Here is a 26,214-nt window from a genome sequence, read left to right as displayed (position 1 = left end):
TGAGCATTTTTGACTGCGACGTGGCTGTCGCGGAATAGTGATGTTTTGTGTGTTGGTTTGCACGCGTTGCGTGAAACCGGAATGGGGAAGAGAAGTCGTGGCAAGACGACCGGACGCCAGCTGACGAGGAGCGGCTTCCAGTCCCACAGAAGGTGGTCGAAGCCGCATGAGGCGGGCTCGCGCTTTCTTGGAAAGTCTTGTGAGTGGGGCAGTATTTGAGTGAACCGGCAGGCGAGTGGCTCATGAGGGTGCCACTTTCTGGTCATAGCGGGGAAATAGTCGGGCGACGAACAAAGTCGGCCGACGAATGGAAGGCGGCATGATGCAGATGAATACAATGACGGCGGATGCCCTGGAGAGTGGGGACAATGAACCGCAGGCGTTTGGCTCTATTTGTGCTGGAGCGGCAGGGGAAAAGGGAGACATGAAGCATGGTGTACTTTTCGAGCGTGTCAGCGCCCGCTTGAAGGCGCAAGTCGGTCCGGATGTCTATGCAAGCTGGTTTGCGCGGCTGAAATTGCATTCGGTTTCCAAGAGCGTCGTGCGCCTAACGGTGCCGACAACTTTTCTGAAGTCCTGGATCAACAACCGGTATCTTGAGCTGATCACCAGCCTGTTCCAGGCCGAAGACTCCGAAATCCTGAAAGTCGAAATTCTTGTTCGCACGGCAACGCGTGGCGTTGGCAAGCCGGCCGAAGAGCCGGTTTCCGCTGAGCCTGTTGCCACTACGCAGACGCGCCGCCCAGCGGCGCAGCATGCCGGCCAGATTGTGCAGCAGGCGGTATCGTCCGCAGCCGCTGCGCGTCCGGCCAGTGCTGGCCAGCCGCTCTTTGGTTCGCCGCTCGACTCGCGCTTCACCTTCGACACCTTCGTTGAAGGCAGCTCGAACCGCGTAGCACTTGCTGCTGCCAAGACGATTGCGGAAGCCGGGCAGGGCGCTGTCCGTTTCAATCCGCTCTTCGTCCATTCCAGCGTTGGTCTCGGCAAGTCGCATCTTTTGCAGGCGATCGCCAATGCCGCGGTTCAGAACCCGCGCGCACTGCGCGTCGTCTATCTAACGGCGGAGTATTTCATGTGGCGTTTCGCAACGGCGATCCGCGACAATGATGCTTTGACCCTGAAGGACTCGCTGCGCAACATCGACCTTCTGATCATCGATGACATGCAGTTCCTGCAGGGCAAGATGATCCAGCACGAGTTCTGCCACCTGCTGAACATGCTGCTCGACAGTGCCAAGCAGGTTGTGGTCGCTGCTGACCGCGCTCCCTGGGAGCTGGAATCGCTTGATCCACGCGTCCGCTCGCGTCTTCAGGGCGGTGTGGCCATCGAGCTCGATGCGCCGGACTACGAAATGCGCCTTGAGATCCTGAAGCGCCGCCTCGCTGCTGCCCGCGTTGAGGATCCGTCTCTGGAAATCCCGGCGGAATTGATCAACCATGTTGCCCGCAATATCACGGCAAGCGGCCGCGAGCTGGAAGGCGCCTTCAACCAGCTGCTTTTCCGCCGCTCCTTCGAGCCGAACCTGACGGTCGAGCGCGTCGATGAGCTTCTTGCTCATCTCGTTGGCTCGGGCGAGCCGCGCCGTGTCCGCATCGAGGACATCCAGCGGATCGTCGCACGGCACTACAACGTGTCGCGTCAGGAGCTGGTCTCGAACCGCCGCACCCGCGTCATCGTCAAACCGCGCCAGATCGCCATGTATCTGTCAAAGACCCTGACGCCGCGGTCCTTCCCGGAAATCGGCCGCCGCTTTGGCGGTCGCGACCATACGACCGTGCTGCATGCCGTGCGTAAGATCGAGGAGCTGATTGCGGGAGACACCAAGCTTTCGCATGAAATCGAATTGCTGAAGCGCTTGATCAACGAATAGTCGGGCAATCTTCTGTGCAAGCTTGACGGCCGGGCATTGCCCCGGCCGTTTTCTTTTGCGCACAATCTTCTGTACGCTGGAGTGGCGGAAATGTACCGTTTGGCCGCAGGGGGAGCCGATGAGTTTCGACAGGATCGCTGTTCTCGGACTGGGCAAGATCGGGCGCTTGGCCGCAACGCTTCTGCATGAGGGGGGCTTCGACGTTTTAGGCGTCGATATTCAGGCGCCGACGGAAGGCCTGCCGTTCGAATGCAGGAGTGGCGACATCTCCGACCCCGCCGTCATCGGTGACCTGTTGTCCAGCGTTGAGGCCGTACTTTCCTGTCTGCCCTATCACCTCAATATCGGTCTGTCGCGCGCCGCCCATCTCGCAGGGATCCACTACTTCGATCTGACCGAAGACGTGCCGACCACAAACTTCATCATCGAACTGTCCAGCACGGCGCGCGGTCTGATGGCGCCGCAATGTGGCCTGGCGCCCGGCTTCGTCGGCATTGTCGGATCGAGCCTTGCGGACGGATTTGACAAGTGCCGCTCCATCCGCATGCGGGTCGGCGCGCTGCCGCAGCATCCGACTGGTCTCCTCGGCTACGCCTTCAACTGGTCGCCGGAAGGCGTGGTCAACGAATATCTGAACGACTGCGAAGTGATCGAGGGCGGCGTTCGCAAGTTCGTCTCGCCGATGGAATGGCACGAGACGATCTATGTCGAGGGCGTGAAGCTCGAGGCCTTCACGACGTCAGGGGGCCTCGGAACCATGTGCGATACGCTGCTCGGCAAGGTCGAAAACCTCGACTACAAGACGATGCGCTATCCCGGACACATGGATCTGATGAACTTCTTCTTCCATGAACTCTTGATGCGCGACAAGCGCAAGCTCGCCGGTGAAATCCTGACCAACGCCAAACCGCCGGTCGAGGACGATGTCGTGTATGTCCACGTGGCAGCGGAGGGCACGGAGAACGGCAACCTGCGCCGCAAGGAATTTGTCCGCGCCTACTATCCAATCGAGATCGCCGGCGCCCGCCGCACGGCGATCGCCTGGACGACGTCGGCCTCAGTGGTTGCCGTGATCGAGATGGTGCGCGACGACCTGCTGCCGTCCACTGGTTTCCTGCATCAGGAATACATTCCATTGGACATGTTCCTGAACACGCCGACCGGCAGCCTATTCAAGACCGGCGCGCCAGGCCGTTAGCTTGTCAGGCTGGTCCAGTATGCCCCCTCGAAGGGGACAGCGGCGAAACGCTCGTTGATCTCGGCGAGGCTACTTGCCGGATCGACATCGCCGAACAGGTCGGGCCTTACCCAGGATGCGACAGCCTCCGCGGCCAGCACGTTCAGCGGCACGGCGTTGAAGAAGTTCCACATGCCGTGCACGTTCCCTTCGCGCACTGCCTTCAGCGGCGCAAGGCTCGGTGCCTTGACGGTTTCCTGCAGCGACTGCAGGGCTTCTGCAGGATCGACCCCGGGACCGATCGAGAAGACGGTGTAGGTGCCGCCCGGCGAGCCGGTGGCGATATAGACGTCAGGCTCCGCCGCGATGATGTATTCTGCCGTCACCGGCCCGCCCTGTGGCGGCAGGTTTTTGTCCGCGATGTTGCGGCCGCCGGCAAGCGTGATCAATTCGCCGAGGCCCGTCCGACCCACAGCCCAACTGCCACGTGTCGCGCTTGGGAAGGCATCCATCAGCACGAGCGGCCCATCTCCGCCTTTCCCGACCGCCCTCACCCTGATGCGCTCCACCCGCCTTTCGAAGAACTGAGCGTAGCTTTCCGCTGGCTGGTCGCATTCCAGAACGCGACCGAGGAGGCGAATGTCCCGCGGAGTGCTCTTCAGCGGATCGAGATTGAAATCGACGACGATGACGGGCACGCCGATCGATGCCAGATAGTCGATGGCACGTTTGCCCTGCTCGCCTTCTGCTTGCCACCTGCCCATGACGGCAAGGTCGGCCTCCAGGGAGAGCGCGGCTTCGAAGGACATGCCATCCGCCTGCCCATTGCTGACAAGCGGCACCTTGTCGAGGGCCGGAAATTTTTTGCGGAAGGCATCGTAGATGAACGGGTTGTCCGTCTTCATGTCGGTCGCCCAACCCGCCAGCAGGCTCACCGGATCCGGATGGATCAGCGACAGCGCGAAGAGATTGAAACCCGTTCCGAGGATGATCGACTTCGGCTTCTTGGTGATCGTCACCATTCGACCGATGGCATCGGTCACGGTCAGCGGCCAGCGCGTTTCCGCTTTCAGCAGAGGCGGCGCGCAGAGCGTGGCGGACGTCGCAGCGAGAAAGCCGCGCCGTGTGATCGTGGGCGATGTCATTGCACGTTCCTTTGGCTGGGAAGAGCGCAAAGCTTGCCGCAGCTCTGGATGCCAGGCAGCATGTAGCGCAGGCAGCAAATCTTCCGACGGGCGATCCGCTCACCGTCTTCCTCGACATAGCGCACGCTGCCGCAGAGGGGGTTGACGCCGCCATCGGGCAGGCAGCCGCGGACGAAGACCGCTAGATCGGGGCCTTCGGGCGGTCGCGTCAACCGCAGCGCGTAGTCGAGATAAACTGCGGCATTGTTCCAGCACAGCTTGGCCGAAATGCCGGAGGCGGTGAGCTTCCTGACGGCTTCCGGTAGATGCTCTTCCAACAGCGGACCAATAGCTTCGAAACCGTCCTCTTCGCCACCCTCAGCATTTCGGCCCCGGTGCGGGACGCCGAATGCCCGCGGCAGGCCATTCTCCTGCAACGCGATTGTCATCCCGTCGAAGGCGACCGGAAGCTCCTGCGCGGCGAGACGACGGGCCAGCACATAGGGAATGGAGAGTGACGAGAAGTAGTATAGCGACCACATCGACACGACGGCGCGCCTGTCGCTGTCGCCGCAGGCGTCGGCGTAGCGATCGATTGCCTCTCTGAAGCTATCACCGCCGAAGAACAGTGGCAGTGGTACCCCGTCCTGCAGGTCGACAGAGAGCGCCATCTTCTCGCTGCACCACGCATGTTCGCCGGCGAAGGCCGGCGAGAGGACCGAGGCGCCGTCGCCCGGATCAGCGACATGGTGCTGCGCGCTTGCCATCAACTCACCAGGTGTATCGCAGGCTGCCGATCACGGCCCGGCCCTGGTCGCGGTAGCAGAATCCAGCCGAGCAGATGGCCTCGCGGCGATCGAAGAGGTTGGTGGCGTTCACCTGGAGGCTCAGGCCCTCGTATTTCTTGTCGAGCGCCGCGAAATCATAGCTGATCGCGGCGTCGAAGAGTACGCGCGAGCCGTTCTGGGCCGTATTGTAGTCGCTGGTGTAGCTCTTGCCGAGATACCGGGAACCGAAACCGACGCCGAGACCGTAGATCGGACTACTTTCCTGGAATGTGTAATGCGCCCAGAGCGAAGCCATGTGCCTTGGAACCGACGAGACGGAATTGCCCACCGTCCCGGTCGTTCCCTCCAGGATCTCGGTGTCGGTGAAGGTATACGACGCAACCAACGACAGGCCGTTGTCGAGGCTCGTGTTCGCTTCGAGTTCAAAGCCGCGGGAGCGAATCTTGCCGCGCTGTACCTGGATGTTAGCCGGCCCGGTCGGCAGGTTCACGACCTCGTAATAGAGGCTGTTCTCCTGGTCGATATTGAACAGCGCCGCCGTGATGAGTGTATTGCTATTCGGCAGCAGGTACTTGACGCCGATCTCTTCCTGCTCGCTTTCCGTTGGCTTGAAGGGTTGGTCCGTCTCCTGGTTGACGCCGGCATTCGGCGCGAAGGCGGTGGAGTAGCTGGCATAGGGTACGACGCCGAAGTCGGTCTCGTAGCCCAGGCCGACGCGGCTGGAGAATGCCTTGTCCTTTTGCGAAATGGTGGTCAGGGCATTCGTGCTGAGGTCGGTATTGTCGGTGTCCGTGGAGACCCAGTCGTAGCGACCACCGACGGTCAGTATCCAGGCGTCATAACGGATCTGATCCTGTAGATAGGTGCCGACTTGCCATTGGTCCTGGACGGTGCGTGTGTCGAAGTCGATCGGAGCAACAAACGCGCCCGCCGTTGGATTGTTGGTGTCGAGCGGCGGCGACACGCCGCGGCCACCGAGCGAGCGCCAGCGCAGCCTGGTCAGGTCTAGACCGGCAAGCAATGTATGGTCGACCGCCCCCGTCTCGAACTGGGCTTCCAACTGATTGTCGATGACCAAGGCCGTCAGCCGCTCGTCAAACGTTCCGGCACTGCGGCTAAGCAGACTCGGATTGACCGAACTGGGCGCGTAGGCGAAGGCCCAGTCGGCGTCGATGTTGAGTGTCGAAACGCGGGCGTTCTGACGGAAGACGAAGACGTCGTTCAGTCGATGCTCGAATTCATAGCCGATGCGGGCCTGGTTTTGGATTGAATCGTTGAAGGCCGGATTGCCTGCGAAATAGTCCGTGACGTTGCCAGCTGGATCATTGTAGTACGCCGCCGTGCCGCCGGTCTTGGTTCGGGAATACTCGCCGAGAATGGTAAGCTTGGTATCTTCGTCCGGTTTCCACATGAAGGCCGGCGCAATATAGATGCGGTCGTCGGGAACGCTGATCTGCTCTGTATTGGCATCGCGGTAGAGGCCCGTCAGGCGATAATAGAAGGGATCCGTATTGTTAACCGGACCCGAGAAGTCGAACTGGGTTTGGTAGCGCTGTTCGGTACCATACTGCAGCTGAACTTCGCGAAAAGGCTCTTCCGTCGGCCGCTTGGTGATGATGTTGTAGAGACCGCCGGCGCCCGTCGCCCCATAAAGCGCCGAGGAAGGGCCACGCAGGATCGAGACTCCTTCGAGGCCGTAGGGCTCGGTCTTGAAGAGCGACGAACCTGCACCGGGCTGACGAAGGTTGTCGCGAAAGATCCCAGTATAGGTCACGTCGAAGCCGCGCACCGAGAAAGAATCAAAACGCGGATCGAAGCCGTAGGCGCCGACGCGCGTGCCCGGCGTGTAGGCAACCGTATCCAACAGGCTTTGCGGGTTGCGATCCTTGAGTTGCTGTTCGGTCACCGACGAAATCGACTGAGGGACCTCGATGAAAGGCGTGTCGGTCTTCGTGCCCGTCGCGCTGCTCTTGCCGACATAGCCGTCGGCCTGGATCACGCCGCCGCTGCCACCGTTGACGATGATATCTTCGAGAATCGTCGCGCCATCCTGCTGCTGTCCTGTGGCATCCTGTGCTGCGGCTGGCGCGAGAAGGTGGATGAGCGCCACGCCTGTCAATGCTGATGTAGAAAGGATTCGCGAGGAAAATCGAAGACTATTCATTGGCTTATCACACCGGGTATGCCTGTTGCGGGATTTTATGTGGAGTGTAATAGTCAAGAAAATTCCCGGTGAAAAGTCGTTTTTATGATTAAATTACTCAACTTTTTAATCAGCATAACAGATCGGCCACAGTCAGGTCAGGCTTGCGCCTCCGACAGCAGCCAGCGGCGGAAAGCGGCCGCGGCTGGCCGCTCCAGCGCAAGGCCCGGATAGACGAGGTGGAAGGCAAGCCGACTTGCAATGCCGAGAGGGAAGGGCGTGACCACCGTGCCTTCCTTCAGATCCCGCTCCAGAAACGAGCGTCGCACCAAGGCAAAGCCCAGCCCGGCCTTCATCGCGTCATAGGCGCCGTTGCCATGCATGAAGATCGGTCCGCGCGACGGGTCAACTCCCGTGGCGCCGGCGGCTTCCAGCCAGAGCCGCCAGTCATGGCGATAGACGTCGTGGATCAACTGGAAACTAGCGAGCGCGCTTGGCGACGGATTGTCCCCCAGTTCAGCGGCAAGCGTTGGCGTGCAGACCGGCACGAGTTCGTCGTCGACGAGACGTTCGCTGATCAGGCGGTCATAACCGCCAAGCCCGTGGCGGATTGCGAGGTCGATGCCGTCGCGCTGAAAATCCAGCACGCGGTGCGATGCGCTGATGCGGACGTCGATTTCGGGGTGCATCGCCTCGAAGCGTCCCAGACGAGGCACCAGCCAATAGGTCGCAAAGCCCGCAGTGCAGGTAACATTGAGGATGGCGCCGTGCCCTCGCGCCGTGATCGCCGCCGTCGCTTCCCTGACGAGACGAAACGCTGCCCTGAGCGTCGAAAAATAGTCCGCACCCTCCACGGTCAGAGTCAGCGCGCGGGTCTTGCGCTCGAACAGCTTGACGCCAAGGGATGATTCCAGATCACGGATCTGCAGGCTAACGGCGCCTGGGGTGACGTTGAGCTCTTTTGCCGCGAGCGTCATGCTGAGATGCCGGGCGGCCGCCTCGAAGGCTCGAAGCGCTGAAAGAGAGGGAAGATAGTCGCTCATGGTTTAGCTCAGCTATATCATGGGTCGAGAAAGACTCGTTTGTCGGCTCATCGACATAGCAATAATATCAGCATGAAGGCCGCCACAAAAGCTGGTTAAAGCTCAGTGAGGAGCGAGATTAGATCGAAGATATTGGCGTCCGCGCCCGCGCGCAACAATCGGGTGGCGGCAGGCTGTGACGGCATGTAGGTCAGTGACAGGCCGACAAAGGAGTGAACGATGCAGCCGAAACAGATGGGCTTTGCCGAGTGGGGAATGTTGCTAGTGCTTTCCCTGCTGTGGGGCGGATCCTTCCTCTTCAACGGTATTCTGGTGAAGACCCTGCCGCCCTTTACCATCGTCACGGGTCGGGTGCTGATTGCCGCGCTGGCGCTGAACCTCATTGTACGCGCGGCCGGCCATGCCATGCCGCGTGATGGCAAGTCGTGGGCGGCGTTCTTCGGCATGGGCATCCTCAACAACATGATCCCGTTCTGCCTCATCGTCTGGGGCCAAACGCATATCGCAAGCGGCCTTGCCTCCATCCTGAATGCCACGACACCGCTCTTCGGCGTCGTTGTCGCGCATTTCCTAACCGCGGATGAAAAGATGACCGGCAACCGCCTGCTCGGCGTCCTCGTCGGCTTTGCCGGCGTTGCCTATATGATCGGCTTCGACGTGCTGCGCGATCTCGGCTCGAACGTGCTGGCCCAACTTGCCGTGCTGGGCGCTGCGCTCTCCTATTCGTTTGCCGGGATTTTCGGTCGCCGCTTCCGCCAGATGGACATGGCGCCGCTCATTCCCGCCGCAGGACAGGTCAGCGCCTCGACCGTCCTGATGCTGCCGATCGCGCTCATCGTCGACCGGCCGTGGACACTGGCCGCCCCGTCATTCGAGACCTGGATGGCGCTGTTTGGTCTGGCCTTGCTGTCGACGGCGATCGCCTATGTGCTGTTCTTCCGCATTCTGGCAACGGCGGGAGCAACGAACCTTATGCTCGTGACTTTCCTGATCCCCGTCAGCGCCATCCTGCTCGGCGCAGCCATTCTGGGCGAGCCGATGCGGGCCAAGCACCTGATCGGCATGGCAATGATCGCGATCGGCCTTGCAGCGATCGACGGACGGTTGTTCTCTCTGGGTAGAAAACGGCCAGCTTAGCAGGCGAGATCGGCGACCACGGAATCGAGAATCAGCATGCCTGACGGCGTGCAGCGAAGCCGGGAGTTGCCGATCCGCTCGATAAAGCCGTGCTCCAGGAGGAACTCCTCCCGCTTCGGGTCGGGATCGCGGCCCGAAAGCTGTTGCCAGCGGGCGAGATCGACGCCTTCCTTCAGGCGCAGCCCCATCAAAAGCAGTTCGTCCGCCTGTTCCTCGTAGCCGAGTTGTTCCTGGTCGAGGATGCCATGGCCGTCGCACTCGACGAGGTCAAGCCAGCTTTCCGGCTTGCGCTCCGTTGCGGTCGCGATCTTCATGCCGCCGCGTGTCAGGCGGCCATGGGCGCCGGGGCCGATCCCGGCATAATCGCCATAGCGCCAGTAGGTGAGGTTATGGCGGCTCTCCGCGCCCGGACGCGCGTGGTTGGACACCTCGTAGGCCGGCAGCCCTTCGCCGGCCGTGATCTCCTGCGTCGCTTCATAGAGCAGCGCCGATTGATCGCCGTCCGGAACGATAAGCTTGCCAGCCTTGTGGAGGCCGTAGAAGGGTGTGCCTTCCTCGATCGTCAGCTGATAGAGCGAGAGGTGATCGACCGCGTAGGAAATCGCTTCTTTGAGCTCGCGTTCCCATTCGTCGACGGTCTGGTTCGGGCGGGCATAGATCAGGTCGAAGGACATGCGCGGGAAGATGTCGCGCGCCAGCTTGATCGCCTTCAGCGCGTCGGCAACATCGTGCAGCCGCCCGAGAAACTTCAGGTCGCGGTCGTTCAACGCCTGGACGCCGAGCGACACGCGGTTGACGCCGGCGGCGCGATAGCCGCGGAAGCGGTCCGCCTCGACGCTGGAGGGGTTCGCTTCCATGGTGATCTCGATCCCGTCGGGTACATGCCAATGCTTGGCGATACCGTCGAGAATGGCCGACACCGTCGCAGGGTTCATCAGCGAGGGCGTGCCGCCGCCGAGGAACACGCTGGTCACCGTCTTCGGTCCGCTCATCTGGCGCACTGTCGCCATTTCCTTCAGGAAGGCTGCGGTGAAGCGCTCCTGGTCCACCGGCTGGTGGCGGACATGGCTGTTGAAATCGCAATAGGGGCACTTGGCGGCGCAGAACGGCCAATGCACGTAGACGCCGAAGCCGGGCTCGCCGGTGTCGGGCAGAAGAGCGGCATAGCGCGTCAGATCAGGCTGTTCCAAAGTGTCCACGTTTGCCCTTAGGCTTCCAAGCAAGTTTCGACGAAAATCTTGAAGGCGCGGGCGCGGTGCGACAGTGCCTCTGTGTGCTTCCAGCCGTGCTTCTCTTCCGCGCTCATCTCGCCAAAGGTAGTCTCATAGCCGTCGGGTTGAAAGACCGGATCGTAGCCGAAGCCCTGGCTGCCACGCGGCGGCCAGACGACGGTGCCTTCCACTTCTCCGCGGAAGAGCTCCCTATGGCCATCCGGCCAGGCAAGGCAGAGCACGCTGACGAAGCGCGCAGTGCGCTGTTCCGGCCTGGAAGCGCCGGCCTTTTCCAGAGCCGTCTCGACCTTTTCCATCGCCATCGCGAAGTCGCGAGTGCCGTCGGGCTTCTCAGCCCAGTTGGCGGTGTAGACGCCCGGATCGCCGCCGAGCGCATCGACGACAAGGCCGGAATCGTCCGATAGCGCCGGCAGTCCAGCGGCTTCGGCGGAGGCGAGCGCCTTGATCGTCGCGTTTTCCTCAAAGGTGGTGCCGGTTTCGTCAGGCTCCACGAAGTTCAATTCGGCCGCTGACTTTGCCGTGAAACCGAACGGACCGATCAGGTCCTGGATTTCCCGGATCTTCCCGGCATTGTGGCTGGCAACGACGATGGTCTTGGTTTCGAGCTTGCGCATGATTGTCCTATTCGATGCCCCAGATGCGGGCTTCAGCGCATTCGAGGCTGTTGCCCGCCGGATCGCGGAAATAGATCGATCGGCCGCCTTGCGGCCAGGTGACTTCGGATTCGATGGCGACACCTTTGGACTTTAGTCGGGCCGCAATCGCATCGAGATTTCCCCCGGAGACACGAAAACAGGCATGTCCTGCACCGCTTGTGCCGTGCGGTGGCACCTGCAGCGCGGTGGGTAAGGGGGGCTTGATCGTTTCCTTAGCGTTGAAGATCAGCAATACGCCGGTGCCGCAGCGAAAGAAGACATGCCGGTTGCCGCCTCGCGAGATCTTCGAAAGGCCGAGAATGCCCTCGTAGAAGGCTTCGACCTCGTCGAGATCGTCCGCATAGAGCGCCGTCTCCAGCATGCCTTCCAGCATGTCGTTCATCCAGCGATCGCCTGCTTCTGCATCGCGACGAGCTCGGCAATGCCTGTTTTGGCGAGTGTCATCAGCGAGGCGAACTCCTCGTCGGTGAAAGGCGTGCCTTCGGCGGTGCCCTGGATTTCCACAATACCGCCCGCGCCCGTCATCACGAAGTTCGCGTCGGTCTCGGCTGAGGAGTCTTCGAGATAGTCGAGGTCGATCACCGACTGGTTGGCAAAGATGCCGCAGGAGATGGCCGCGACGTGGTCTTTGAGCACGCGCTCGACCTTCAGCATGTTGCGGCTCTCCATCCACTTCAGGCAATCATAGAGCGCAACCCAAGCGCCGGTGATGGATGCTGTGCGCGTTCCGCCGTCCGCTTGGATGACGTCACAGTCGAGCGTGATCTGACGCTCACCGAGTTCCTTGAGGTCGACGACGGCGCGCAGCGAGCGGCCGATCAGGCGCTGGATTTCCTGCGTGCGCCCACCCTGCTTGCCGGATGCGGCCTCGCGCTTCATGCGCTCGCCGGTGGCGCGCGGCAGCATGCCGTATTCGGCCGTGACCCAACCCTTGCCGGTATTGCGCAGCCATGCCGGCGGCTTCTCCTCGACGCTCGCCGTGCACAACACATGCGTATCGCCAAACTTCACCAGACAGGAGCCTTCCGCGTGCTTGGAGAAATTGCGCTCGAAAGAGACCTTGCGCATCTGGTCGGTTTTTCTGCCTGAGGGCCGCATACTATTCTCCTAATCATGATGCCGAAGACGCGAGTGGTTTTCGGTTAGATCGTGCGTGCTTATGTTGTTGAGAGCTTCTACGATTGGCAGCGCCTATTTGCAATTTCCCTTTTGCCGCTGCGGGGAGATTGGCTATATTTTGTCGGATCATCGTCAGCACGGGTACGCAAGGTTTCATGGAGTTCAGATCGACGTCGGTTTCAGATGCAGTGGCTGCGCTGGATGAACGCTCCAAGGAAATCTTTCGCCGCATCGTAGAGGGCTATCTGGAGACGGGTGAACCGCTCGGCTCCCGCAACCTGTCGCGCATCCTGCCGATGTCGCTGTCGCCAGCTTCCGTGCGCAACGTGATGAGCGATCTGGAGGAACTTGGCCTCATCTACTCGCCGCATGTCAGTGCCGGCCGCCTGCCGACACAGATCGGCTTGCGCTTCTTTGTCGACGCCTTCATGCAGGTCGGCGATCTCTCGGCCGAGGATCGCGCCAACATCGATCGCCAGGTGCGTGCCGAAAGCCGCGACAACCCGATGGAATTGATGATGAATGAGGCTAGCCGCATGCTTTCGGGCATTTCGCGCGGCGCCGGCCTTGTTATCACTTCGAAGAGCGATCCTGTTCTCAAGCATGTCGAATTCATCCGGCTTGAGCCGACGAAGGCGCTTGCGGTTCTTGTCGGTGATCACGACCAGGTGGAAAACCGCATTATCGAGCTTCCGGCAGGCGTCACGTCGTCGCAGTTGACCGAGGCCGCCAATTTTCTCAACGCCCACATGACCGGCCAGACGCTGCCGGAACTGCGCAATGAATTAAGCCGGCTGAAGGACGATGTTCGCCGCGAGCTCGATACGCTGTCGCAGGATCTCGTCGAGCGCGGCATCGCCGTCTGGTCCGGCAGCGCCGACGAGGGCAAGCCGGCCCAGCTCATCATCCGCGGCCGCGCCAATCTGCTGGCCGGTCTTGCCGGAGCCGACGATCTCGACCGCCTGCGCATGCTTTTCGACGACCTCGAAAAGAAGGACAGCCTGCTGGAGCTTCTCAATCTCGCAGAAAGCGGGCCGGGCGTGCGCATTTTCATCGGCTCGGAAAACAAACTCTTCTCGCTTTCCGGCTCCTCGTTGATCGTCGCGCCCTATCGTGATGATGACGACCGTATCGTTGGCGCCGTCGGCGTGATTGGGCCCACGCGGCTCAACTACTCGCGCATCGTCCCGATGGTCGATTACACCGCTCAGCTGATGACGCGATTGTCACGCGGCGCAAAGTAGGGCAACTACTCCGGCAGCATGTCGCCCGAGCCGCCCATCTCAGCAGGCATGTCTCTGTATTTCGGCAGGCCGTCACGGATAGGCAGCACGCTTTCCTGATAGTTCATGTGCAACGCCGGAGCGTAATCGAGATCGGGCAGAAGTGCCGCGTAAACGTTGGTGACGCCCCAGGTGGGGTGGTCGGTGTAGAGATGCCCACCGCACAGCTCGCAGAATTTCCGCACGCTCGTATCGGACTTCTGGTAGCCTTCCACGTGCTCGCCACCTTTGGTGACGTGGACAGCGTGCCGTTGCCAGAGCGTAAAGGCGTTGACCGGTCCTGCCGACCAATGCCGACAGGAGGCACAGTGGCAGTAGCCCATAGCCACCGGTTCGCCGGTAGCAACAATCTCCACGGCGCCGCAGAAGCAGCGCCCGGAATAGCTTTTCTGATCGCTCATGGTAGCAGCTCCTTGACCCTGGATAAGGCCGAAGCACCAAAGATTTAGATCTGGCTAAAATAAAAGAACTTTAGCGCGAGCAAGTCAAGGCGGCCCTCTCGGTCAACCCTGCATGAGTTGTGCCTTGCATCGCGTGCTTTTCAGTCACGCAGACTTGATTTTTGCCCGTCAAAGCTCGATATCGGGCACATTCTAAAAGACACCAATCACCGGAGAACGTCATGACTGACGAAACGACGAAGAACGGACCTGACACCGCCGCGGCCGAAGCCGCGGCGGACGCCGCCGCAAACGTCGAGAACGAAGCCGCCGCTGAAGCTGCAGCACAGCCCGATCCGCTGGAACTTCTGAAGGTCGAGAATGTAGAGTTGCGCGACCGCTATCTGCGCCTTGCTGCAGAGATGGATAACCTGCGCCGCCGCACTGAGCGGGAAGTCAAGGACGCCAAGACCTATTCAGCGGCTGGCTTTGCCCGCGACATGCTGGCCGTTTCGGACAACCTGCGCCGCGCCATCGACGCGATCCCCGAGGAAGCCAAGGCTGCCGCCGACGCCGGCCTGACAACGCTGATTGAAGGCGTCGAGATGACGGAACGCTCGATGTTATCGGCGCTCGAGCGCCACGGTGTCCGCAAGTTGGAGCCAGTCGGCCAGAAGTTCGATCCGAACTTCCATCAGGCCATGTTCGAAGTGCCGAACCCCGACGTGCCGAACAACACCGTTGTTCAGGTCGTTCAGGCCGGTTACACCATTGGTGAGCGCGTTCTGCGTCCCGCCATGGTCGGCGTCGCCAAGGGAGGCCCGAAGCTCGTCGAACCCGAAACCAATTCGGTCTTCGACCAGAAGGACGCCTGATCTCTCAGGCGCCCGAAAGGCAGTCGAAATTCAGATGCGGGCGAAACGCTCGATCAGCAGATCGAAGAAGCCGTCCGCATCGACATCACGCATGACCTGCGCATTGCGCTTGCGGTCGGTGACGTGCCACCAGTCGACGACGGTCATGCCGGCCGTCAGGTGCGACTTCACCTCGATCTCGACATTGCAGGTCCGGCCCTTGAAAAGATCAGGCTTCAAGAGGTAGGCGACGACTGTCGGATCGTGCAGCGGGCCGCCGTCCGAACCATACTTCTCGACATCGAAACGTTCGAAGAATTCCAGCATCTCGACCATGGCAATGGCCGGGCGCGTGCCGAGATCGGCCATGCGCTTGACGCGGTCCTTGCGGGTCAGAAGCTTGTGCGTGACGTCGAGCGGCATCATAACGATCGGAACGCCGGAGCGGAAGACGATGTCGGCTGCCTCGGGGTCCACGTAGATGTTGAACTCGGCGGCCGGCGTAATATTCCCGCCCTCGAAGAAGCCGCCGCCCATCATCACCAGTTCGCGGATGCGCGGGATGATGTCGGGCGCCTTCTGGAAGGCCAAGCCGATGTTGGTCAGTGGCCCAAGGGTGCACAGCGTCACCGTGCCTTCAGGCTCGCTGCGCAGCGTCTGGATGATGAAATCAACGGCGTGCTGTGCCTGCAGCGGCATATCAGGCTCGTCGAGAACAGGGCCATCGAGACCGGTCTTGCCGTGCACATGTTCTGCCGTCACCAGCTTGCGCGCGATCGGCTTGTCGGCGCCGGCAAAGACCTTCGTATCGGTGCGGCCACAGAGTTCGCAGACGATGCGCGCGTTGCGGCTCGTATAGGATAGTGGCACATTGCCAGCGACCGTGGTGATCCCAAGTACTTCGAGCTCTTCCGGGCTGCCAAAGGCCAGCATGATGGCGGCTGCGTCGTCCTGACCGGGGTCGGTATCGATGATGATCTTTCTAGGGTCTGCCATTCCGATCGTTCCATCCTCGTGGTGCGCGGCTTCGTGGCATGCACCGTTTGTTTATATTCCCGTCGCAAATCGGCGCAGCCAGCACGGGCAGATTTTGATGCGAGGCGGCGCTTGCTTTGTCAAGGTCGGACGTGCGGGCCTTCCGGCAACGAGTGCGGACATCCGCCTTGCGCTCGCCTCCAGCAATTCCCATATTGACGGCATCCGGATGCTGTCTTTCAGGTCCGGCAAGGTCGCTTGAATCAAGGACTTGAAGACAATGAGCCGGATTACGCCTTTCGCGAGCCCTTTGCTCTTGGGCTTTGACGCCATGGAAAAGACGCTTGAGCGCCTTTCCAAGGCCAGCGATGGATACCCCCCCTACAATATCGAGCGCGTCGCCGCCGATCGCGCCTCCGGCGATCCCGAAAGGTTGCGCATAACCCTTGCCGTGGCCGGGTTTAGCGAAGAAGAACTAGACGTGTCGGTTGAGGAAAATCAGCTTTCGATCCGTGGTCGCCAGGTCGATCAAGGCGAGCGTGATTACCTTTATCGCGGCATCGCCGCGCGCCAGTTCCAGCGGACTTTCGTTCTGGCCGACGGGATGCAGGTTTTGGGCGCTTGCCTCAAGAACGGATTGCTCTCGGTCGATCTCATCCGCCCGGAGCCGAGCCGTATGGTGAAGAAAATTAACATTTCGGTCTCACAGTAGGACAACGGCGCAGGTTGAGCCGTTGGTCCCTTCTCTTGGAGGTACAGGAATGTTGATGAAAGAAGCCAATTCGCACCTGACCAAAACCGAACTTGCCGGCATCGGCAACGGCGAGGTCGCCTACATCCGCAAAATGCGCAACGAAGAAGTTGCCAAGTGCTTTCCGGAAGCGCCGGACATCGATCCGAGCGTTGACCTGTGGGCGCTATTCGGCGCCGACGGCACGCCGATCCTGTTGACGGACAACCGCTCCAGCACCTTCTTCAAGGCTGCCGAGGATGAACTGAAAACGGTGAGCCTGCACTAACGCAGGCTCAGACGCGCTTGAATGTCAGATAGGCGGAAGATCTGCCTTCGCGACGTGCCTTGGCCTCGTAGCGTGTGCTCGGCCAACCCTTGTAGGGCGTCAGCCAATCCGCAGCATTCTGGGCCAGCCATTCGAAGCCGCCGTGGTCGCGGCACTTGAGCAGCGTCCAGTTGATGTAAGTGTCGATATCGGACGCGAAGCAGAACAGCCCGCCCGGCTTCAATACGCGGTGGAAGCGGTCGAGATTGGTCTTCGAGACGAAGCGGCGCTTCCAGTGCTTCCGCTTCGGCCACGGATCCGGGTAAAGCAGATCGATATGGTCGATCGAGGCATCGGGCAGCCAGTCCAGCAACTGCGTCGCATCGTCGTCGTAGACGCGGACGTTCTTAGCGCTCGCCTTGTCAACGCTCGTCAGCAGCTTCTGCATGGAATTGATGAAAGGCTCGACACCGATAAAGCCGGTGGACGGCATTTCCACGGCGCGATGGATCAGATGCTCGCCGCCGCCGAAGCCGATTTCCAGGCGCAGCCTGTCTGTCGGCACCGGAAAGAGGGTCTTCAGCGGCCCGGGCGGAGCCGCTGAAAGATCAATGAGGAACGCCGGAAGCAGGGTGTTCAGTCGCTCTGCCTGATGTTCGCGCAGAGCCTTTCCCTTGCGACGACCGAAGAAGGCTTCGGTCGCGCGTCCGCGGCGTTCCATGTCGGTCATGCTGCTTCCTTGACCTTGACGGCTTCCTTGAGCGCCTTGACAAGGTCGGTGCGCTCCCAGGAGAACGAGCCGTCGCGGCCAGCCTTGCGGCCGAAGTGGCCGTAGGCCGAGGTCTTGGCGTAGATCGGCTTGTTGAGGTCGAGGTGACGGCGGATGCCGGTCGGCGACAGATCCATGTTCTTGCGGATCGCGGCTTCGACCTGGTCTTCCGTCACGCCCTTGCCGGTGCCGTGCAGGTCGACATAGATCGACAGCGGCTGTGCGACGCCGATCGCATAGGAAAGCTGGATCGTGCAGCGGTCGGCAAGACCAGCAGCAACAACGTTCTTCGCGAGGTAGCGGGCGGCATAGGCGGCCGAGCGGTCGACCTTGGTCGTGTCCTTGCCGGAGAACGCACCACCGCCGTGCGGAGCAGCGCCGCCGTAGGTGTCGACGATGATCTTGCGGCCGGTGAGGCCAGCGTCGCCATCAGGGCCGCCGATCACAAACTTGCCGGTCGGATTGATATACCACACGCAATCGTCGGCAATCGGCAGATCGCCGAGAGCTTCGCGGATATAGGGCTCGACGACGGCGCGAACCTTGTTCGAATCCCAGCTTTCGTCGAGATGCTGGGTGGAGAGAACGATCGACGTGACTTCGGCGGGCTTGCCGTTGACGTAGCGCACCGTCACCTGGCTCTTCGCATCGGGACCAAGCTTTGCGACGTCGCCGTCGCCCTTCTTGCGAGCCGTGGCAAGCAGCTGCAGGATCTTGTGGGAGTAGTAGATCGGCGCCGGCATGAGGTCCGGCGTTTCCTTGCAGGCGTAGCCGAACATGATGCCCTGGTCGCCGGCACCTTCGTCACCCTGCTGGTCGGCGGCATTGTCGACGCCCTGGGCAATGTCGGCGGACTGCGAGTGCAGGAGCACGTCGATCTTCGCCGTCTTCCAGTGGAAGCCGTCCTGCTCGTAGCCGATGTCCTTGATGGCGCGGCGGGCAGCGGCCTTGAACTTTGAAGGGTTGATGACGTCGTTGCCGTTCTTGTCCTTCTTCATCAGGCTCGGCGGCAGGCGCACTTCGCCGGCGATCACGACGCGGTTGGTGGTTGCCAGTGTCTCGCAGGCAATGCGCACGCCCCAGGGGTTGACGCCGGTCTTGGCGGCTTCGCGGTACACCAGATCCACGATCTCGTCGGAGATCCGGTCACACACCTTGTCCGGGTGACCTTCGGCAACTGACTCGCTGGTAAAGAGGTAATTGGCGCGCATTTCGGGATTCCCCTCAAAGAACAAAAGCTGCGTAGTAGGTACTCAGTTCGCATGGGAAAAACAAGCGTAGAAGGACATAAATATATCTTTATATCTACGGCTAAGTGGCAAATTATGCCCAAAAAACGCCAGAAAGCGGCCGTTGCGACCGCTTTCCTGTTTTGCACCAAATTTTGAGTGGCGATTATTCGCTGTCGGCTTCGGCGGCGAGTGCCTTCACCAGTTCGACGACTTTGCGGCGAACCTTGGGATCGGTGATCTTCACGAAGGCGCGGTTGAGTTGAAGCCCTTCGGACGACGAAAGAAAGTCGACCACGTAGTTGGAGCTGGAGGCTTCCGCCATACCGGACAGGCCGGAGGATTGGTCGCCGGGCGCATCTTCGAAGAAGAAGGAAACCGGAACGTTCAAGATGCTGGAGATGTTCTGGAGGCGGCTGGCACCGACGCGGTTGGTGCCTTTTTCGTATTTCTGGATCTGCTGAAACGTGATGCCGAGGCTCTCCCCGAGTTTCTCCTGGCTCATTCCTAGCATTGTTCGACGAAGGCGAATGCGACTGCCAACATGGACGTCGATGGGGTTCGGCCTCTTCTTGTTCTCAATCATGGTCCTGCCCTAACAATAATTTTCAACCTTGTTCAAACCGGCATGCCCAAACCCACCCCAAAACGCCACGTTGCAAAGTCTTGATTAACCACCTTGAAACATACGCTAAGAACGCCGATCCCAACCACTATGCAATTTTAGGGGTTTTCGGTCAATTCTGCTTGAAAACAAAACCAAAACGCGAAACCAGCGCAATTGCAAACAGAAGTATTTCCAGCAACCAGAAGTAAGTTTGGCGTGGGTAGCCCGGATCGCGTTGCGCGCCGAAGCTCTCAATGGTTGCGTCGACGAAGCCCGTTTCATTGAGGCCGAGGCCGGCAATAACCTCGCCGCGGGCGTTCACGATGGCAGAAATACCGCTGTTGCCGTTGCGAATCAGCGGCAAACCGGTCTCCACAGCACGCAACCTGGCCTGCTGAAAGTGCTGATACGGGCCGGGGGTTGCGCCGAACCAGGCATCATTGGTGACATTGAGGATGGCATTGGCCGCGCCAAGGTCGCCTGTCATCTCGTCGGGGAAAATGATCTCGTAGCAGACGAGCGGATAGAAGTTGATCCCCGTCGGCAAGGTCAGCAGTCGGCGCGTGGCGGCGGCCGAGAAGCCGCCCGGCATCTCGACCACGTTCTGGATGCCGAAATCGTCGAGGACGCTCTCGAATGGTACGTATTCACCGAACGGCACGAGATGCACCTTGTCGGCGGCTCCGGTGATCTGGCCACGGCCGTCGATGACGTAGATCGAATTGTAGTAGCGGGGCGGATTGCCGGGACCGGTGTCTTCCGCCCGAACGGCGCCAGCGATCAGGATCTGATTGTCGTCGAAGGTGTCGGCGATCCGACTGAGCGCGTCCTGATTGTCGGTCAGGATGAAGGGAATGGCCGTTTCCGGCCAGACGATGATGTCGGGCTTCCGGCCGCCGTCCTTCGGTGGCTCGACGGAGAGCTTCAGGTGTTTCTCGAAGATTGCCGCGCGGTCGGCGTCATTGTCCATCTTCGCCGTCTGTTCGATCATCGGCTGAACGAGGCGAATGACCGGGCTGTTGGAATCCGGTGCTGGCGCAGGTTGCAGGCCATAGAGGATATAGGCGCCGTAACCGACATGCGCTGTAAAAAGCAGGGCTGCCAGTGAGAGGCCGAGCTTCGCGCCCTGGCGGGTGCCGAGGAGCGCGGGAGCGGCGAAGGTGAAGACCGAGAGCGAGGTGATGCCCATGATACCGATGACGTGCGCCGATTGCATCATGAGCGGCACGGGCGTCATACCGTAGCCGACAGCGTTCCAGGGAAAGCCGGTGAAAAGTACGCTCCTCAGCCACTCGAGCAATCCGAAGCTCGCCGCAAGCGCCGCAATCCGCCCCATGCCATCGGACCACATGGTTCGCGCCAGCGCGGCAGCAACGCCGTAGAAGATGGCGAGCACAGCAGGCAGGCCGAAGATTGCCAGCGGCAGCGCCCAGGCGAAGGCCTCGGCATCGATCATCAAAGCATGGCCGAGCCACCAGAGGCCGGCGACGAAATAGCCGAAGCCGAAGAGCCAGCCGACGGCGAAGGAAGGCCACAGTCGGCCGATGAGGCCGCTTTCGGGAGCGGCGGCCGAGCCATCGATCAGCCAGACGAGCAGTGTGAACGACACGAACATGGCGGCAAAGAAGCCGAATGGAGGTAGGGCCAGAACGCCGATGGCGCCTGCGAGGACGGCCAGTGCAACCCTCTTGAACCCCCAGGCCAGGATAACCCTGTCTGCAAGCCGCTCCATGCACACTCCCATCACGCTGCGAATCAACCCGACCGCAGTCTTTCAAAAAAGCCACCGTTTGTCGTGGTTTGCGGCAATCAGTTTGTTGTGGGAGCGTCCGTTTGCCGCTCTTCGCCATGATCCGAACCTGGTGCGCCGTCACCGTCGATCTTGACGCGGCGGCGGATCGCCTGGCGCTTGCGGGTGATCCTCACGCGCTTGATCCGGCGCGGATCGGCATCCAGAATATGGAATTCGAAGCCGGGCAGCGCCTGTACCACCTCGCCGCGCACGGGAATGCGCCCGAGTTCGGAGAAGATCAGGCCCCCCAGCGTGTCCACTTCATCCACCTGCTCGGTGATGTCGAAGTCCGGTCCGATCGCTTCTGCGATCTCTTCCAGTTCGACACGGGCGTCCGCGACGAAGACGTCTTCGGACACACGCTTGAACATGACTTCGTCGTCGTCGTGCTCGTCGTCGATGTCACCGACAACCATCTCGACGATATCCTCGTGCGATGCCAATCCATCAGTGCCGCCGTATTCGTCGATGACGAGCGCCATCTGCGTGCGGTTCACCTGCATGCGGCGAAGGAGATCCGAAGCAAGCATCGACGGCGGAACGAACAGGATCTTGCGGATGATGCCGGCCTCCGAAAGCGTCTTCTGCAGGTCGACGCGGCTGAGGTCGAAATTCGGCTTGGCGACGCGCGTCGGCTTTTGCAGGTGTTCGGGGGAAACCTCGACCAGAGGCTCTGCCGGCTTGAGCGTCTTGGTGCTGCCGCGGCGCTTGTTGCGCGCCTGCTTGGCGATGTAGGACAGGAGATCACGGATATGCACCATGCCGCGCGGGTCGTCGAGCGTATCCGCGTAGACCGGCATGCGCGAACGGCCGGATTCCTCGAACAGGATCATCAGTTCGCCGATGGTGATGTTCTGATCGACGGCCTCGATATCGGCGCGGGGCACCATGACGTCGGCGACACGCACTTCGCGGAAGCGAAGGATATTGTGCAGCATCGCCCGTTCGTCGGGCGAAAAGACGTCGCCGTCAGCTGCGTCGGTCATCAGCGCATCCGCGATGTCCTCGCGAAGGCGCGAGCCCTGTTGTGGTCTCAGGATGCGCGCCGCGCGCGACCAGAAGGATTGGGATCGTCCGGACTGCCTACTACTACTGCCACCCTCGTCAGAGGAGGATGATTGGTCGGCGTCCTTGGCCTCGGCGGCCGGTCTCGTCGTAAAGTCGCTCATGGTTCCATTTTAAGGTCTTGACCCTCGTATGGGTCAGATAGGCCGAGTACCGCCAAAATGCGAGTCTCAAGCCCCTCCATTATCTCGGCTTCAGCGTTATTATTATGATCGTAGCCGAAGAGATGCAAGAAACCATGCACCATCAGATGCGTTAGATGGTCGTCAAAGCTCTTCTCGAGCTCGATTGCCTCCCGCTCCACGGTCTCTCTTGCGATGATGATGTCGCCCAGCATCGGGCCTGGCACTTTGCCCGGCTTCACCGGGAAGGCGGGAAACGAAAGTACATTGGTCGGATTGTCCTTGCCGCGCCATTCCGCATTGATGTCCTGGATCGAGGCATCGTCGGTGAAAACCAGCGAGACTTCGGGGACCATCTTGGGAAAAGGCTGCTTCTCACTCTCGCGAAGATAGGTGGCGGCCACTTCCAGTACGCGATCCGCCAATGCATGCAACGCATCTTCGGAGGGCCAATTGTCCTCCTCGATGCTGATCTGGATATCGAGTTCCGCCATCAGCCCTGCTGACTATCCTCTTCGGTATCCGTTGCATAGGTTGAATCATACGCCCTGACGATGCGCCCCACGAGCGGATGGCGCACGACGTCCGTATCCTTGAAGCGGACAATCGAGATGCCTTCGACGCCATTCAGCAGTTGCAGCGCTTCCACGAGGCCGGATTTGACGCCCCGCGGCAAGTCGATCTGGCTTGGGTCGCCGGTGATGATCATCCGCGAATTCTCGCCAAGACGCGTCAGGAACATCTTCATCTGCATCGACGTGGTGTTCTGCGCTTCGTCGAGGATGACGGCGGCATTGGCGAGCGTACGGCCACGCATGAAGGCGAGCGGCGCAATTTCGATGACGCCGGCGGTAATGGCACGATCGACCTTGTCGGCGGGCATCATGTCATAGAGCGCGTCATAGAGCGGACGAAGATAAGGATCGACCTTTTCCTTCATGTCGCCTGGCAGGAAGCCGAGACGTTCGCCAGCTTCGACGGCTGGGCGCGAAAGAATGATCTTCTCAACGACGCCGCGTTCCAGCAGTTGAGCGGCGTGGGCGACGGCGAGATAGGTCTTGCCGGTGCCGGCCGGACCGCAGCCGAATACGAGTTCAGCGCGCTCCAGTGCCCGGAGATAGGCATCCTGCGTCGGCGTGCGGGCGATGATGGTCTTCTTGCGCGTGGAAACCTGGGCCATCGTCAGCTTGGCCTTTTTCTCCATCGTCGGCAGGCTAAGCTGATCGTCGGCGGCCACCGCCATACGGATCGCGCCCTCAACATCGGAACGTTCGACGCTGCCGCCTTTCTGGAGTTTCTCATAGAGATAGTCGAGCGTACGCCGCGCCTGGTTGGTGGCGACGATGTCTCCAGAAATAACGACGGAATTGCCCCGCGCTCGAGCGTCGATATGCAGGCGCTCTTCAAGGAGCTTGAGGTTCTGGTCGAACTGGCCGAACAGTTCACTGGCGAACCGATTGTTCTCGAACGTCAGAATAAAGTGATTGGCGTCGCTCGCAATGCGTGGGTGGCGCGGTGAAGAAGAAACCAATTCTTGTCCGTTCAAGCGGTCAGGCTCCTTGGGTTAGACCTCCAGCCTCTGCAATCTCGGCAAACAGGCTGTTGGTTCCAGTTCCGGTGATTCGCACATTAATAATGTCACCGATTTGCAATTCTTTTGCATCAACATTCACCGACTGAAGCCAGGGTGAACGCCCGATAAGTTGTTGAGACATGCGACCGGGCTTCTCAAGCAACAGTTCGATGATTTTCCCGACACAGGATTCGGCAAATTCCTGCTGCTGCTTCAGGAGAAGCGCCTGCAGGCGTTCCAGCCGTTCTGCCTTGATCTCTTCCGGCACCTGGTCCTTCAGTTCCGCACCGGGCGTGCCCGGCCGTGTCGAGTACTTGAAGGAGAAGGCCTGCGCATATCGCACCTCCTCCACCAGACGCAGTGTATCGTCAAAATCCCGGTCTGTCTCCCCCGGAAAGCCGACGATGAAGTCGCCGGAAAGCGCGATATCAGGGCGGGCAGTGCGAATGCGCTCGACCAGCGTCAGATACTCGGCAGCCGTATGGCGCCGGTTCATCGCCTTCAGGATGCGGTCGGAGCCGGCCTGCACCGGCAAATGCAGGTACGGCATCAGCGCGCGCAGATCCCGATGCGCCTCGATCAGGCGATCGTCCATGTCACGCGGATGGCTGGTGGTGTAGCGCAGACGTGCAAGCCCGGGAATTTCGGCCAGCCGATAGAGCAGATCACCGAGGGTCCATTCCTGACCATTGGCGCCGACACCATGCCAGGCGTTGACGTTCTGGCCGAGCAGCGTGATCTCGCGCACGCCGCCTTCGACGAGCTTCTGCGCTTCCTCGACGATCTGACTGACCGACCGCGACACTTCCGAACCGCGCGTATAGGGCACGACACAGAAGGTGCAGAACTTGTCGCAACCTTCCTGAACGGTGAGGAAGGAGGTTACGCCGCGCGAGCGGATTTTCTTGCTTTCGGCGATCGGCAGATGGTCGAACTTGTCTTCGAGCGCATATTCGGTATCGACGATGCGCTGCCCTTCCTTCGCCTTGCGTAGCGCTTCCGGCAGGCGATGATAAGTCTGTGGCCCGATCACGACATCGACAGCAGGCGCGCGGCGAAGGATTTCCTCGCCCTCGGCCTGCGCCACGCAGCCGGCAACCCCGATCATGAACTCCCGGCCTTCCTTGTTGCGCTCCTTCTTCATGTCGCGCAGGCGCCCGAGCGCCGAGTAGACCTTTTCGGCTGCCTTCTCGCGGATATGACAGGTATTCAAGAGAACGAGGTCGGCCTCTTCCAGAACCTCCGTCGGCTCGTATCCGTCGCGGGCGAGAGCGTCGCTCATGCGCGTCGAGTCATAGACGTTCATCTGACAGCCATAGGTCTTGATGAATACCTTGCGGCTGTTGGTGCCATCACGGAGATCGGTCTCCGGGGCCGGAAGAAGGGCGCTGTCCTGGGTCATGGCCGGCTATTTAGTGGTTTTTCATGCGCGAGAAAAGGAAATCTTGCCTCAGGCCACTTTGTGGCCGCGCAAGGCGGCGCCAAGCATCGTACGGATGCGTCGGGCAATCGTCGCGCTGACTTCCTTGCGGTTGCTGTCGCCGCGATATTCGACCGCCTCGCCGAAACAAACATCCACCTCAAAGGCGCCGCATCGCAGCATGTCCTTCAGGTGCGGGAGCATCTCCACGTCGCCGGGCCAGGAGGCGAGCGGGCGATGATAACGTCCCATTGGCAGACCATAGACACCCGTATAGGCGACCGCGACTGGCTGGATCACGACAGCGCCTGTTGGCGAAGCGGGAACTGCCATGGCAGCAGCGCCGAACAGCGAGGATTTGACCTCCAGAAGTCGGTTCCCATCCGAGGTCGTGCCCTCCGGAAACAATACGACAATCTCGCCGTCCGCCATGCGAGTGGCAATCTCGTTCGCCTGATGGCCGGTTTTGCGCTTTTCCTCGCGCACCACGAAGACGCTCTTCTGCAGCTTCGCCAGCGTGCCGAAGATCGGCCACTCGCGTACCTCGATCTTGGCGATGAAGGCAACGTCGGCGACAGCCGACAACACCATGATGTCCATCCACGACGAATGGTTGGCGCAAAGCATCAAGGGCCTGTGCGTTTCCATCTTGCCATGCACGCGGATGCGGATGCCGAGGCAGAAACAGACGATCCTATGCCAGATGCGGGGCAGCCGGCGCCGCAGCTTCCAGTCGAAGCGGAGCGCCAAAAGCTGCCAGGGCATGAGCAGGATGCTGGCGAAGAGGATGACGATGCCGGCAAGGGCGACGCGCAGCCAGGCGATCAAGACGAAGACTCCGCGCCTGCGATCATGGCC

General features: G+C 60.7%; 26 protein-coding genes. 7 read left to right on the top strand and 19 right to left on the bottom strand.

What is annotated here, in order from left to right:
• Positions 1–322 precede the first annotated feature (322 nt).
• Together dnaA and FHT71_RS20615 are read left to right on the top strand one after the other, a co-directional pair.
• Positions 323–1,870: a chromosomal replication initiator protein DnaA gene (gene dnaA / locus FHT71_RS20620; RefSeq protein ID WP_007799619.1), complete on the top strand. Its 1,548-nt coding sequence runs from the start codon at positions 323–325 to the stop codon at positions 1,868–1,870.
• A gap of 118 nt (positions 1,871–1,988) precedes the next feature.
• On the top strand, positions 1,989–3,068 hold the full coding sequence (locus FHT71_RS20615) for a saccharopine dehydrogenase C-terminal domain-containing protein (protein ID WP_183721694.1): 1,080 nt from the start codon (positions 1,989–1,991) through the stop codon (positions 3,066–3,068).
• Here FHT71_RS20615 and FHT71_RS20610 read toward each other — a convergent pair.
• The 4 genes from FHT71_RS20610 to gcvA form a co-directional block, all read right to left on the bottom strand.
• On the bottom strand, positions 3,065–4,192 hold the full coding sequence (locus FHT71_RS20610; protein WP_132591947.1) for an ABC transporter substrate-binding protein: 1,128 nt from the start codon (positions 4,190–4,192) through the stop codon (positions 3,065–3,067). The two genes, FHT71_RS20615 and FHT71_RS20610, sit on opposite strands and share 4 nt — an antisense overlap.
• Positions 4,189–4,938, bottom strand: coding sequence for a siderophore-iron reductase FhuF (gene fhuF / locus FHT71_RS20605; RefSeq protein WP_183721691.1), 750 nt, complete (start codon positions 4,936–4,938; stop codon positions 4,189–4,191). Before fhuF ends, FHT71_RS20610 begins: the two co-directional genes overlap by 4 nt.
• A gap of 4 nt (positions 4,939–4,942) precedes the next feature.
• A complete protein-coding gene (locus FHT71_RS20600; RefSeq protein WP_183721688.1) occupies positions 4,943–7,123 on the bottom strand; it encodes a TonB-dependent siderophore receptor in 2,181 nt (726 codons plus the stop codon).
• A 137-nt stretch (positions 7,124–7,260) separates the two neighbouring features.
• Complete coding sequence (gcvA, locus tag FHT71_RS20595) at positions 7,261–8,145, bottom strand: transcriptional regulator GcvA (protein ID WP_132591953.1); 885 nt, start codon at positions 8,143–8,145, stop codon at positions 7,261–7,263.
• Between the two features lie 219 nt (positions 8,146–8,364).
• Here gcvA and FHT71_RS20590 point away from each other — a divergent pair, with 219 nt between their 5' ends.
• Positions 8,365–9,282 (top strand): DMT family transporter, encoded by a 918-nt coding sequence (locus FHT71_RS20590; protein WP_183721685.1) that lies wholly within the window; start codon positions 8,365–8,367, stop codon positions 9,280–9,282.
• Here the strand turns inward: FHT71_RS20590 and hemW are convergent.
• Genes hemW through rph form a run of 4 tightly spaced genes read right to left on the bottom strand, consistent with a single transcriptional unit; the run spans position 9,279 to position 12,268 of the window.
• A complete protein-coding gene (gene hemW / locus FHT71_RS20585; protein WP_132591957.1) occupies positions 9,279–10,481 on the bottom strand; it encodes a radical SAM family heme chaperone HemW in 1,203 nt (400 codons plus the stop codon). The two genes, FHT71_RS20590 and hemW, sit on opposite strands and share 4 nt — an antisense overlap.
• A gap of 8 nt (positions 10,482–10,489) precedes the next feature.
• A complete protein-coding gene (gene rdgB, locus FHT71_RS20580; RefSeq protein ID WP_183721683.1) occupies positions 10,490–11,128 on the bottom strand; it encodes an RdgB/HAM1 family non-canonical purine NTP pyrophosphatase in 639 nt (212 codons plus the stop codon).
• A 7-nt stretch (positions 11,129–11,135) separates the two neighbouring features.
• Positions 11,136–11,552, bottom strand: a complete 417-nt coding sequence (locus tag FHT71_RS20575; protein WP_007799638.1) for a VOC family protein — start codon at positions 11,550–11,552, stop codon at positions 11,136–11,138.
• A complete protein-coding gene (rph, locus tag FHT71_RS20570; protein WP_132591961.1) occupies positions 11,549–12,268 on the bottom strand; it encodes a ribonuclease PH in 720 nt (239 codons plus the stop codon). Before rph ends, FHT71_RS20575 begins: the two co-directional genes overlap by 4 nt.
• A gap of 176 nt (positions 12,269–12,444) precedes the next feature.
• On the opposite strand from rph, the gene hrcA reads away from it, so the two are divergent.
• Positions 12,445–13,533, top strand: a complete 1,089-nt coding sequence (gene hrcA, locus FHT71_RS20565; protein ID WP_007799642.1) for a heat-inducible transcriptional repressor HrcA — start codon at positions 12,445–12,447, stop codon at positions 13,531–13,533.
• A 5-nt stretch (positions 13,534–13,538) separates the two neighbouring features.
• Here the strand turns inward: hrcA and FHT71_RS20560 are convergent, their stop codons facing one another.
• A complete protein-coding gene (locus FHT71_RS20560) occupies positions 13,539–13,973 on the bottom strand; it encodes a GFA family protein (RefSeq protein ID WP_007799644.1) in 435 nt (144 codons plus the stop codon).
• A gap of 221 nt (positions 13,974–14,194) precedes the next feature.
• Here FHT71_RS20560 and grpE point away from each other — a divergent pair, with 221 nt between their 5' ends.
• Positions 14,195–14,827, top strand: a complete 633-nt coding sequence (grpE, locus tag FHT71_RS20555) for a nucleotide exchange factor GrpE (protein WP_132591963.1) — start codon at positions 14,195–14,197, stop codon at positions 14,825–14,827.
• 30 nt (positions 14,828–14,857) lie between these two features.
• Here the strand turns inward: grpE and FHT71_RS20550 are convergent, their stop codons facing one another.
• Positions 14,858–15,802, bottom strand: a complete 945-nt coding sequence (locus FHT71_RS20550) for a nucleoside hydrolase (protein ID WP_183721680.1) — start codon at positions 15,800–15,802, stop codon at positions 14,858–14,860.
• A 259-nt stretch (positions 15,803–16,061) separates the two neighbouring features.
• Here FHT71_RS20550 and FHT71_RS20545 point away from each other — a divergent pair, with 259 nt between their 5' ends.
• Both FHT71_RS20545 and FHT71_RS20540 read left to right on the top strand, forming a co-directional pair.
• Positions 16,062–16,493 carry an Hsp20 family protein gene (locus tag FHT71_RS20545; protein ID WP_007799649.1) on the top strand — a complete coding sequence of 144 codons (432 nt, stop codon included), beginning with the start codon at positions 16,062–16,064 and terminating at the stop codon, positions 16,491–16,493.
• Positions 16,494–16,542: 49 nt separating this feature from the next.
• Positions 16,543–16,800 carry a DUF1150 family protein gene (locus tag FHT71_RS20540; RefSeq protein ID WP_007799651.1) on the top strand — a complete coding sequence of 86 codons (258 nt, stop codon included), beginning with the start codon at positions 16,543–16,545 and terminating at the stop codon, positions 16,798–16,800.
• A 7-nt stretch (positions 16,801–16,807) separates the two neighbouring features.
• Here the strand turns inward: FHT71_RS20540 and FHT71_RS20535 are convergent, their stop codons facing one another.
• From FHT71_RS20535 to FHT71_RS20495, 9 genes are all read right to left on the bottom strand, one after another.
• Complete coding sequence (locus FHT71_RS20535) at positions 16,808–17,509, bottom strand: tRNA (guanosine(46)-N(7))-methyltransferase TrmB (protein ID WP_007789372.1); 702 nt, start codon at positions 17,507–17,509, stop codon at positions 16,808–16,810.
• Entirely contained in the window at positions 17,506–18,759 is a 1,254-nt protein-coding gene (gene metK / locus FHT71_RS20530) for a methionine adenosyltransferase (protein ID WP_007789370.1), read from the bottom strand. Before metK ends, FHT71_RS20535 begins: the two co-directional genes overlap by 4 nt.
• 184 nt (positions 18,760–18,943) lie before the next feature.
• On the bottom strand, positions 18,944–19,363 hold the full coding sequence (locus FHT71_RS20525) for a helix-turn-helix domain-containing protein (protein ID WP_132591967.1): 420 nt from the start codon (positions 19,361–19,363) through the stop codon (positions 18,944–18,946).
• A gap of 151 nt (positions 19,364–19,514) precedes the next feature.
• Positions 19,515–21,116 carry an apolipoprotein N-acyltransferase gene (gene lnt / locus FHT71_RS20520; protein ID WP_132591969.1) on the bottom strand — a complete coding sequence of 534 codons (1,602 nt, stop codon included), beginning with the start codon at positions 21,114–21,116 and terminating at the stop codon, positions 19,515–19,517.
• A 77-nt stretch (positions 21,117–21,193) separates the two neighbouring features.
• Positions 21,194–22,345 carry a hemolysin family protein gene (locus FHT71_RS20515; RefSeq protein WP_007789364.1) on the bottom strand — a complete coding sequence of 384 codons (1,152 nt, stop codon included), beginning with the start codon at positions 22,343–22,345 and terminating at the stop codon, positions 21,194–21,196.
• Complete coding sequence (gene ybeY / locus FHT71_RS20510; protein ID WP_007789362.1) at positions 22,342–22,857, bottom strand: rRNA maturation RNase YbeY; 516 nt, start codon at positions 22,855–22,857, stop codon at positions 22,342–22,344. Before ybeY ends, FHT71_RS20515 begins: the two co-directional genes overlap by 4 nt.
• A complete protein-coding gene (locus FHT71_RS20505; RefSeq protein ID WP_132591971.1) occupies positions 22,857–23,909 on the bottom strand; it encodes a PhoH family protein in 1,053 nt (350 codons plus the stop codon). Before FHT71_RS20505 ends, ybeY begins: the two co-directional genes overlap by 1 nt.
• Before the next feature lie 4 nt (positions 23,910–23,913).
• On the bottom strand, positions 23,914–25,338 hold the full coding sequence (miaB, locus tag FHT71_RS20500) for a tRNA (N6-isopentenyl adenosine(37)-C2)-methylthiotransferase MiaB (protein WP_132591973.1): 1,425 nt from the start codon (positions 25,336–25,338) through the stop codon (positions 23,914–23,916).
• 48 nt (positions 25,339–25,386) lie between these two features.
• Positions 25,387–26,184: a 1-acyl-sn-glycerol-3-phosphate acyltransferase gene (locus FHT71_RS20495; RefSeq protein ID WP_132591975.1), complete on the bottom strand. Its 798-nt coding sequence runs from the start codon at positions 26,182–26,184 to the stop codon at positions 25,387–25,389.
• Positions 26,185–26,214: the final 30 nt, after the last annotated feature.

Origin of the sequence: Rhizobium sp. BK060 (assembly GCF_014193145.1) — a bacterium.
GTDB lineage: Bacteria > Pseudomonadota > Alphaproteobacteria > Rhizobiales > Rhizobiaceae > Rhizobium.
This window is presented reverse-complemented; position numbering and strand designations above follow the sequence as displayed.

Bases quoted from the DNA above. Each gene is read 5' to 3' on its own strand.
- dnaA (WP_007799619.1), top strand. From the start codon at position 323: ATGCAGATGAATACAATGACGGCGGATGCCCTGGAGAGTGGGGACAAT.
- FHT71_RS20615 (WP_183721694.1), top strand. From the start codon at position 1,989: ATGAGTTTCGACAGGATCGCTGTTCTCGGACTGGGCAAGATCGGGCGC.
- FHT71_RS20610 (WP_132591947.1), bottom strand. From the start codon at position 4,192: ATGACATCGCCCACGATCACACGGCGCGGCTTTCTCGCTGCGACGTCC.
- fhuF (WP_183721691.1), bottom strand. From the start codon at position 4,938: ATGGCAAGCGCGCAGCACCATGTCGCTGATCCGGGCGACGGCGCCTCG.
- FHT71_RS20600 (WP_183721688.1), bottom strand. From the start codon at position 7,123: ATGAATAGTCTTCGATTTTCCTCGCGAATCCTTTCTACATCAGCATTG.
- gcvA (WP_132591953.1), bottom strand. From the start codon at position 8,145: ATGAGCGACTATCTTCCCTCTCTTTCAGCGCTTCGAGCCTTCGAGGCG.
- FHT71_RS20590 (WP_183721685.1), top strand. From the start codon at position 8,365: ATGCAGCCGAAACAGATGGGCTTTGCCGAGTGGGGAATGTTGCTAGTG.
- rdgB (WP_183721683.1), bottom strand. From the start codon at position 11,128: ATGCGCAAGCTCGAAACCAAGACCATCGTCGTTGCCAGCCACAATGCC.
- FHT71_RS20575 (WP_007799638.1), bottom strand. From the start codon at position 11,552: ATGAACGACATGCTGGAAGGCATGCTGGAGACGGCGCTCTATGCGGAC.
- rph (WP_132591961.1), bottom strand. From the start codon at position 12,268: ATGCGGCCCTCAGGCAGAAAAACCGACCAGATGCGCAAGGTCTCTTTC.
- hrcA (WP_007799642.1), top strand. From the start codon at position 12,445: ATGGAGTTCAGATCGACGTCGGTTTCAGATGCAGTGGCTGCGCTGGAT.
- FHT71_RS20560 (WP_007799644.1), bottom strand. From the start codon at position 13,973: ATGAGCGATCAGAAAAGCTATTCCGGGCGCTGCTTCTGCGGCGCCGTG.
- grpE (WP_132591963.1), top strand. From the start codon at position 14,195: ATGACTGACGAAACGACGAAGAACGGACCTGACACCGCCGCGGCCGAA.
- FHT71_RS20550 (WP_183721680.1), bottom strand. From the start codon at position 15,802: ATGGCAGACCCTAGAAAGATCATCATCGATACCGACCCCGGTCAGGAC.
- FHT71_RS20545 (WP_007799649.1), top strand. From the start codon at position 16,062: ATGAGCCGGATTACGCCTTTCGCGAGCCCTTTGCTCTTGGGCTTTGAC.
- FHT71_RS20540 (WP_007799651.1), top strand. From the start codon at position 16,543: ATGTTGATGAAAGAAGCCAATTCGCACCTGACCAAAACCGAACTTGCC.
- FHT71_RS20535 (WP_007789372.1), bottom strand. From the start codon at position 17,509: ATGACCGACATGGAACGCCGCGGACGCGCGACCGAAGCCTTCTTCGGT.
- metK (WP_007789370.1), bottom strand. From the start codon at position 18,759: ATGCGCGCCAATTACCTCTTTACCAGCGAGTCAGTTGCCGAAGGTCAC.
- FHT71_RS20525 (WP_132591967.1), bottom strand. From the start codon at position 19,363: ATGATTGAGAACAAGAAGAGGCCGAACCCCATCGACGTCCATGTTGGC.
- lnt (WP_132591969.1), bottom strand. From the start codon at position 21,116: ATGGAGCGGCTTGCAGACAGGGTTATCCTGGCCTGGGGGTTCAAGAGG.
- FHT71_RS20515 (WP_007789364.1), bottom strand. From the start codon at position 22,345: ATGAGCGACTTTACGACGAGACCGGCCGCCGAGGCCAAGGACGCCGAC.
- ybeY (WP_007789362.1), bottom strand. From the start codon at position 22,857: ATGGCGGAACTCGATATCCAGATCAGCATCGAGGAGGACAATTGGCCC.
- miaB (WP_132591973.1), bottom strand. From the start codon at position 25,338: ATGACCCAGGACAGCGCCCTTCTTCCGGCCCCGGAGACCGATCTCCGT.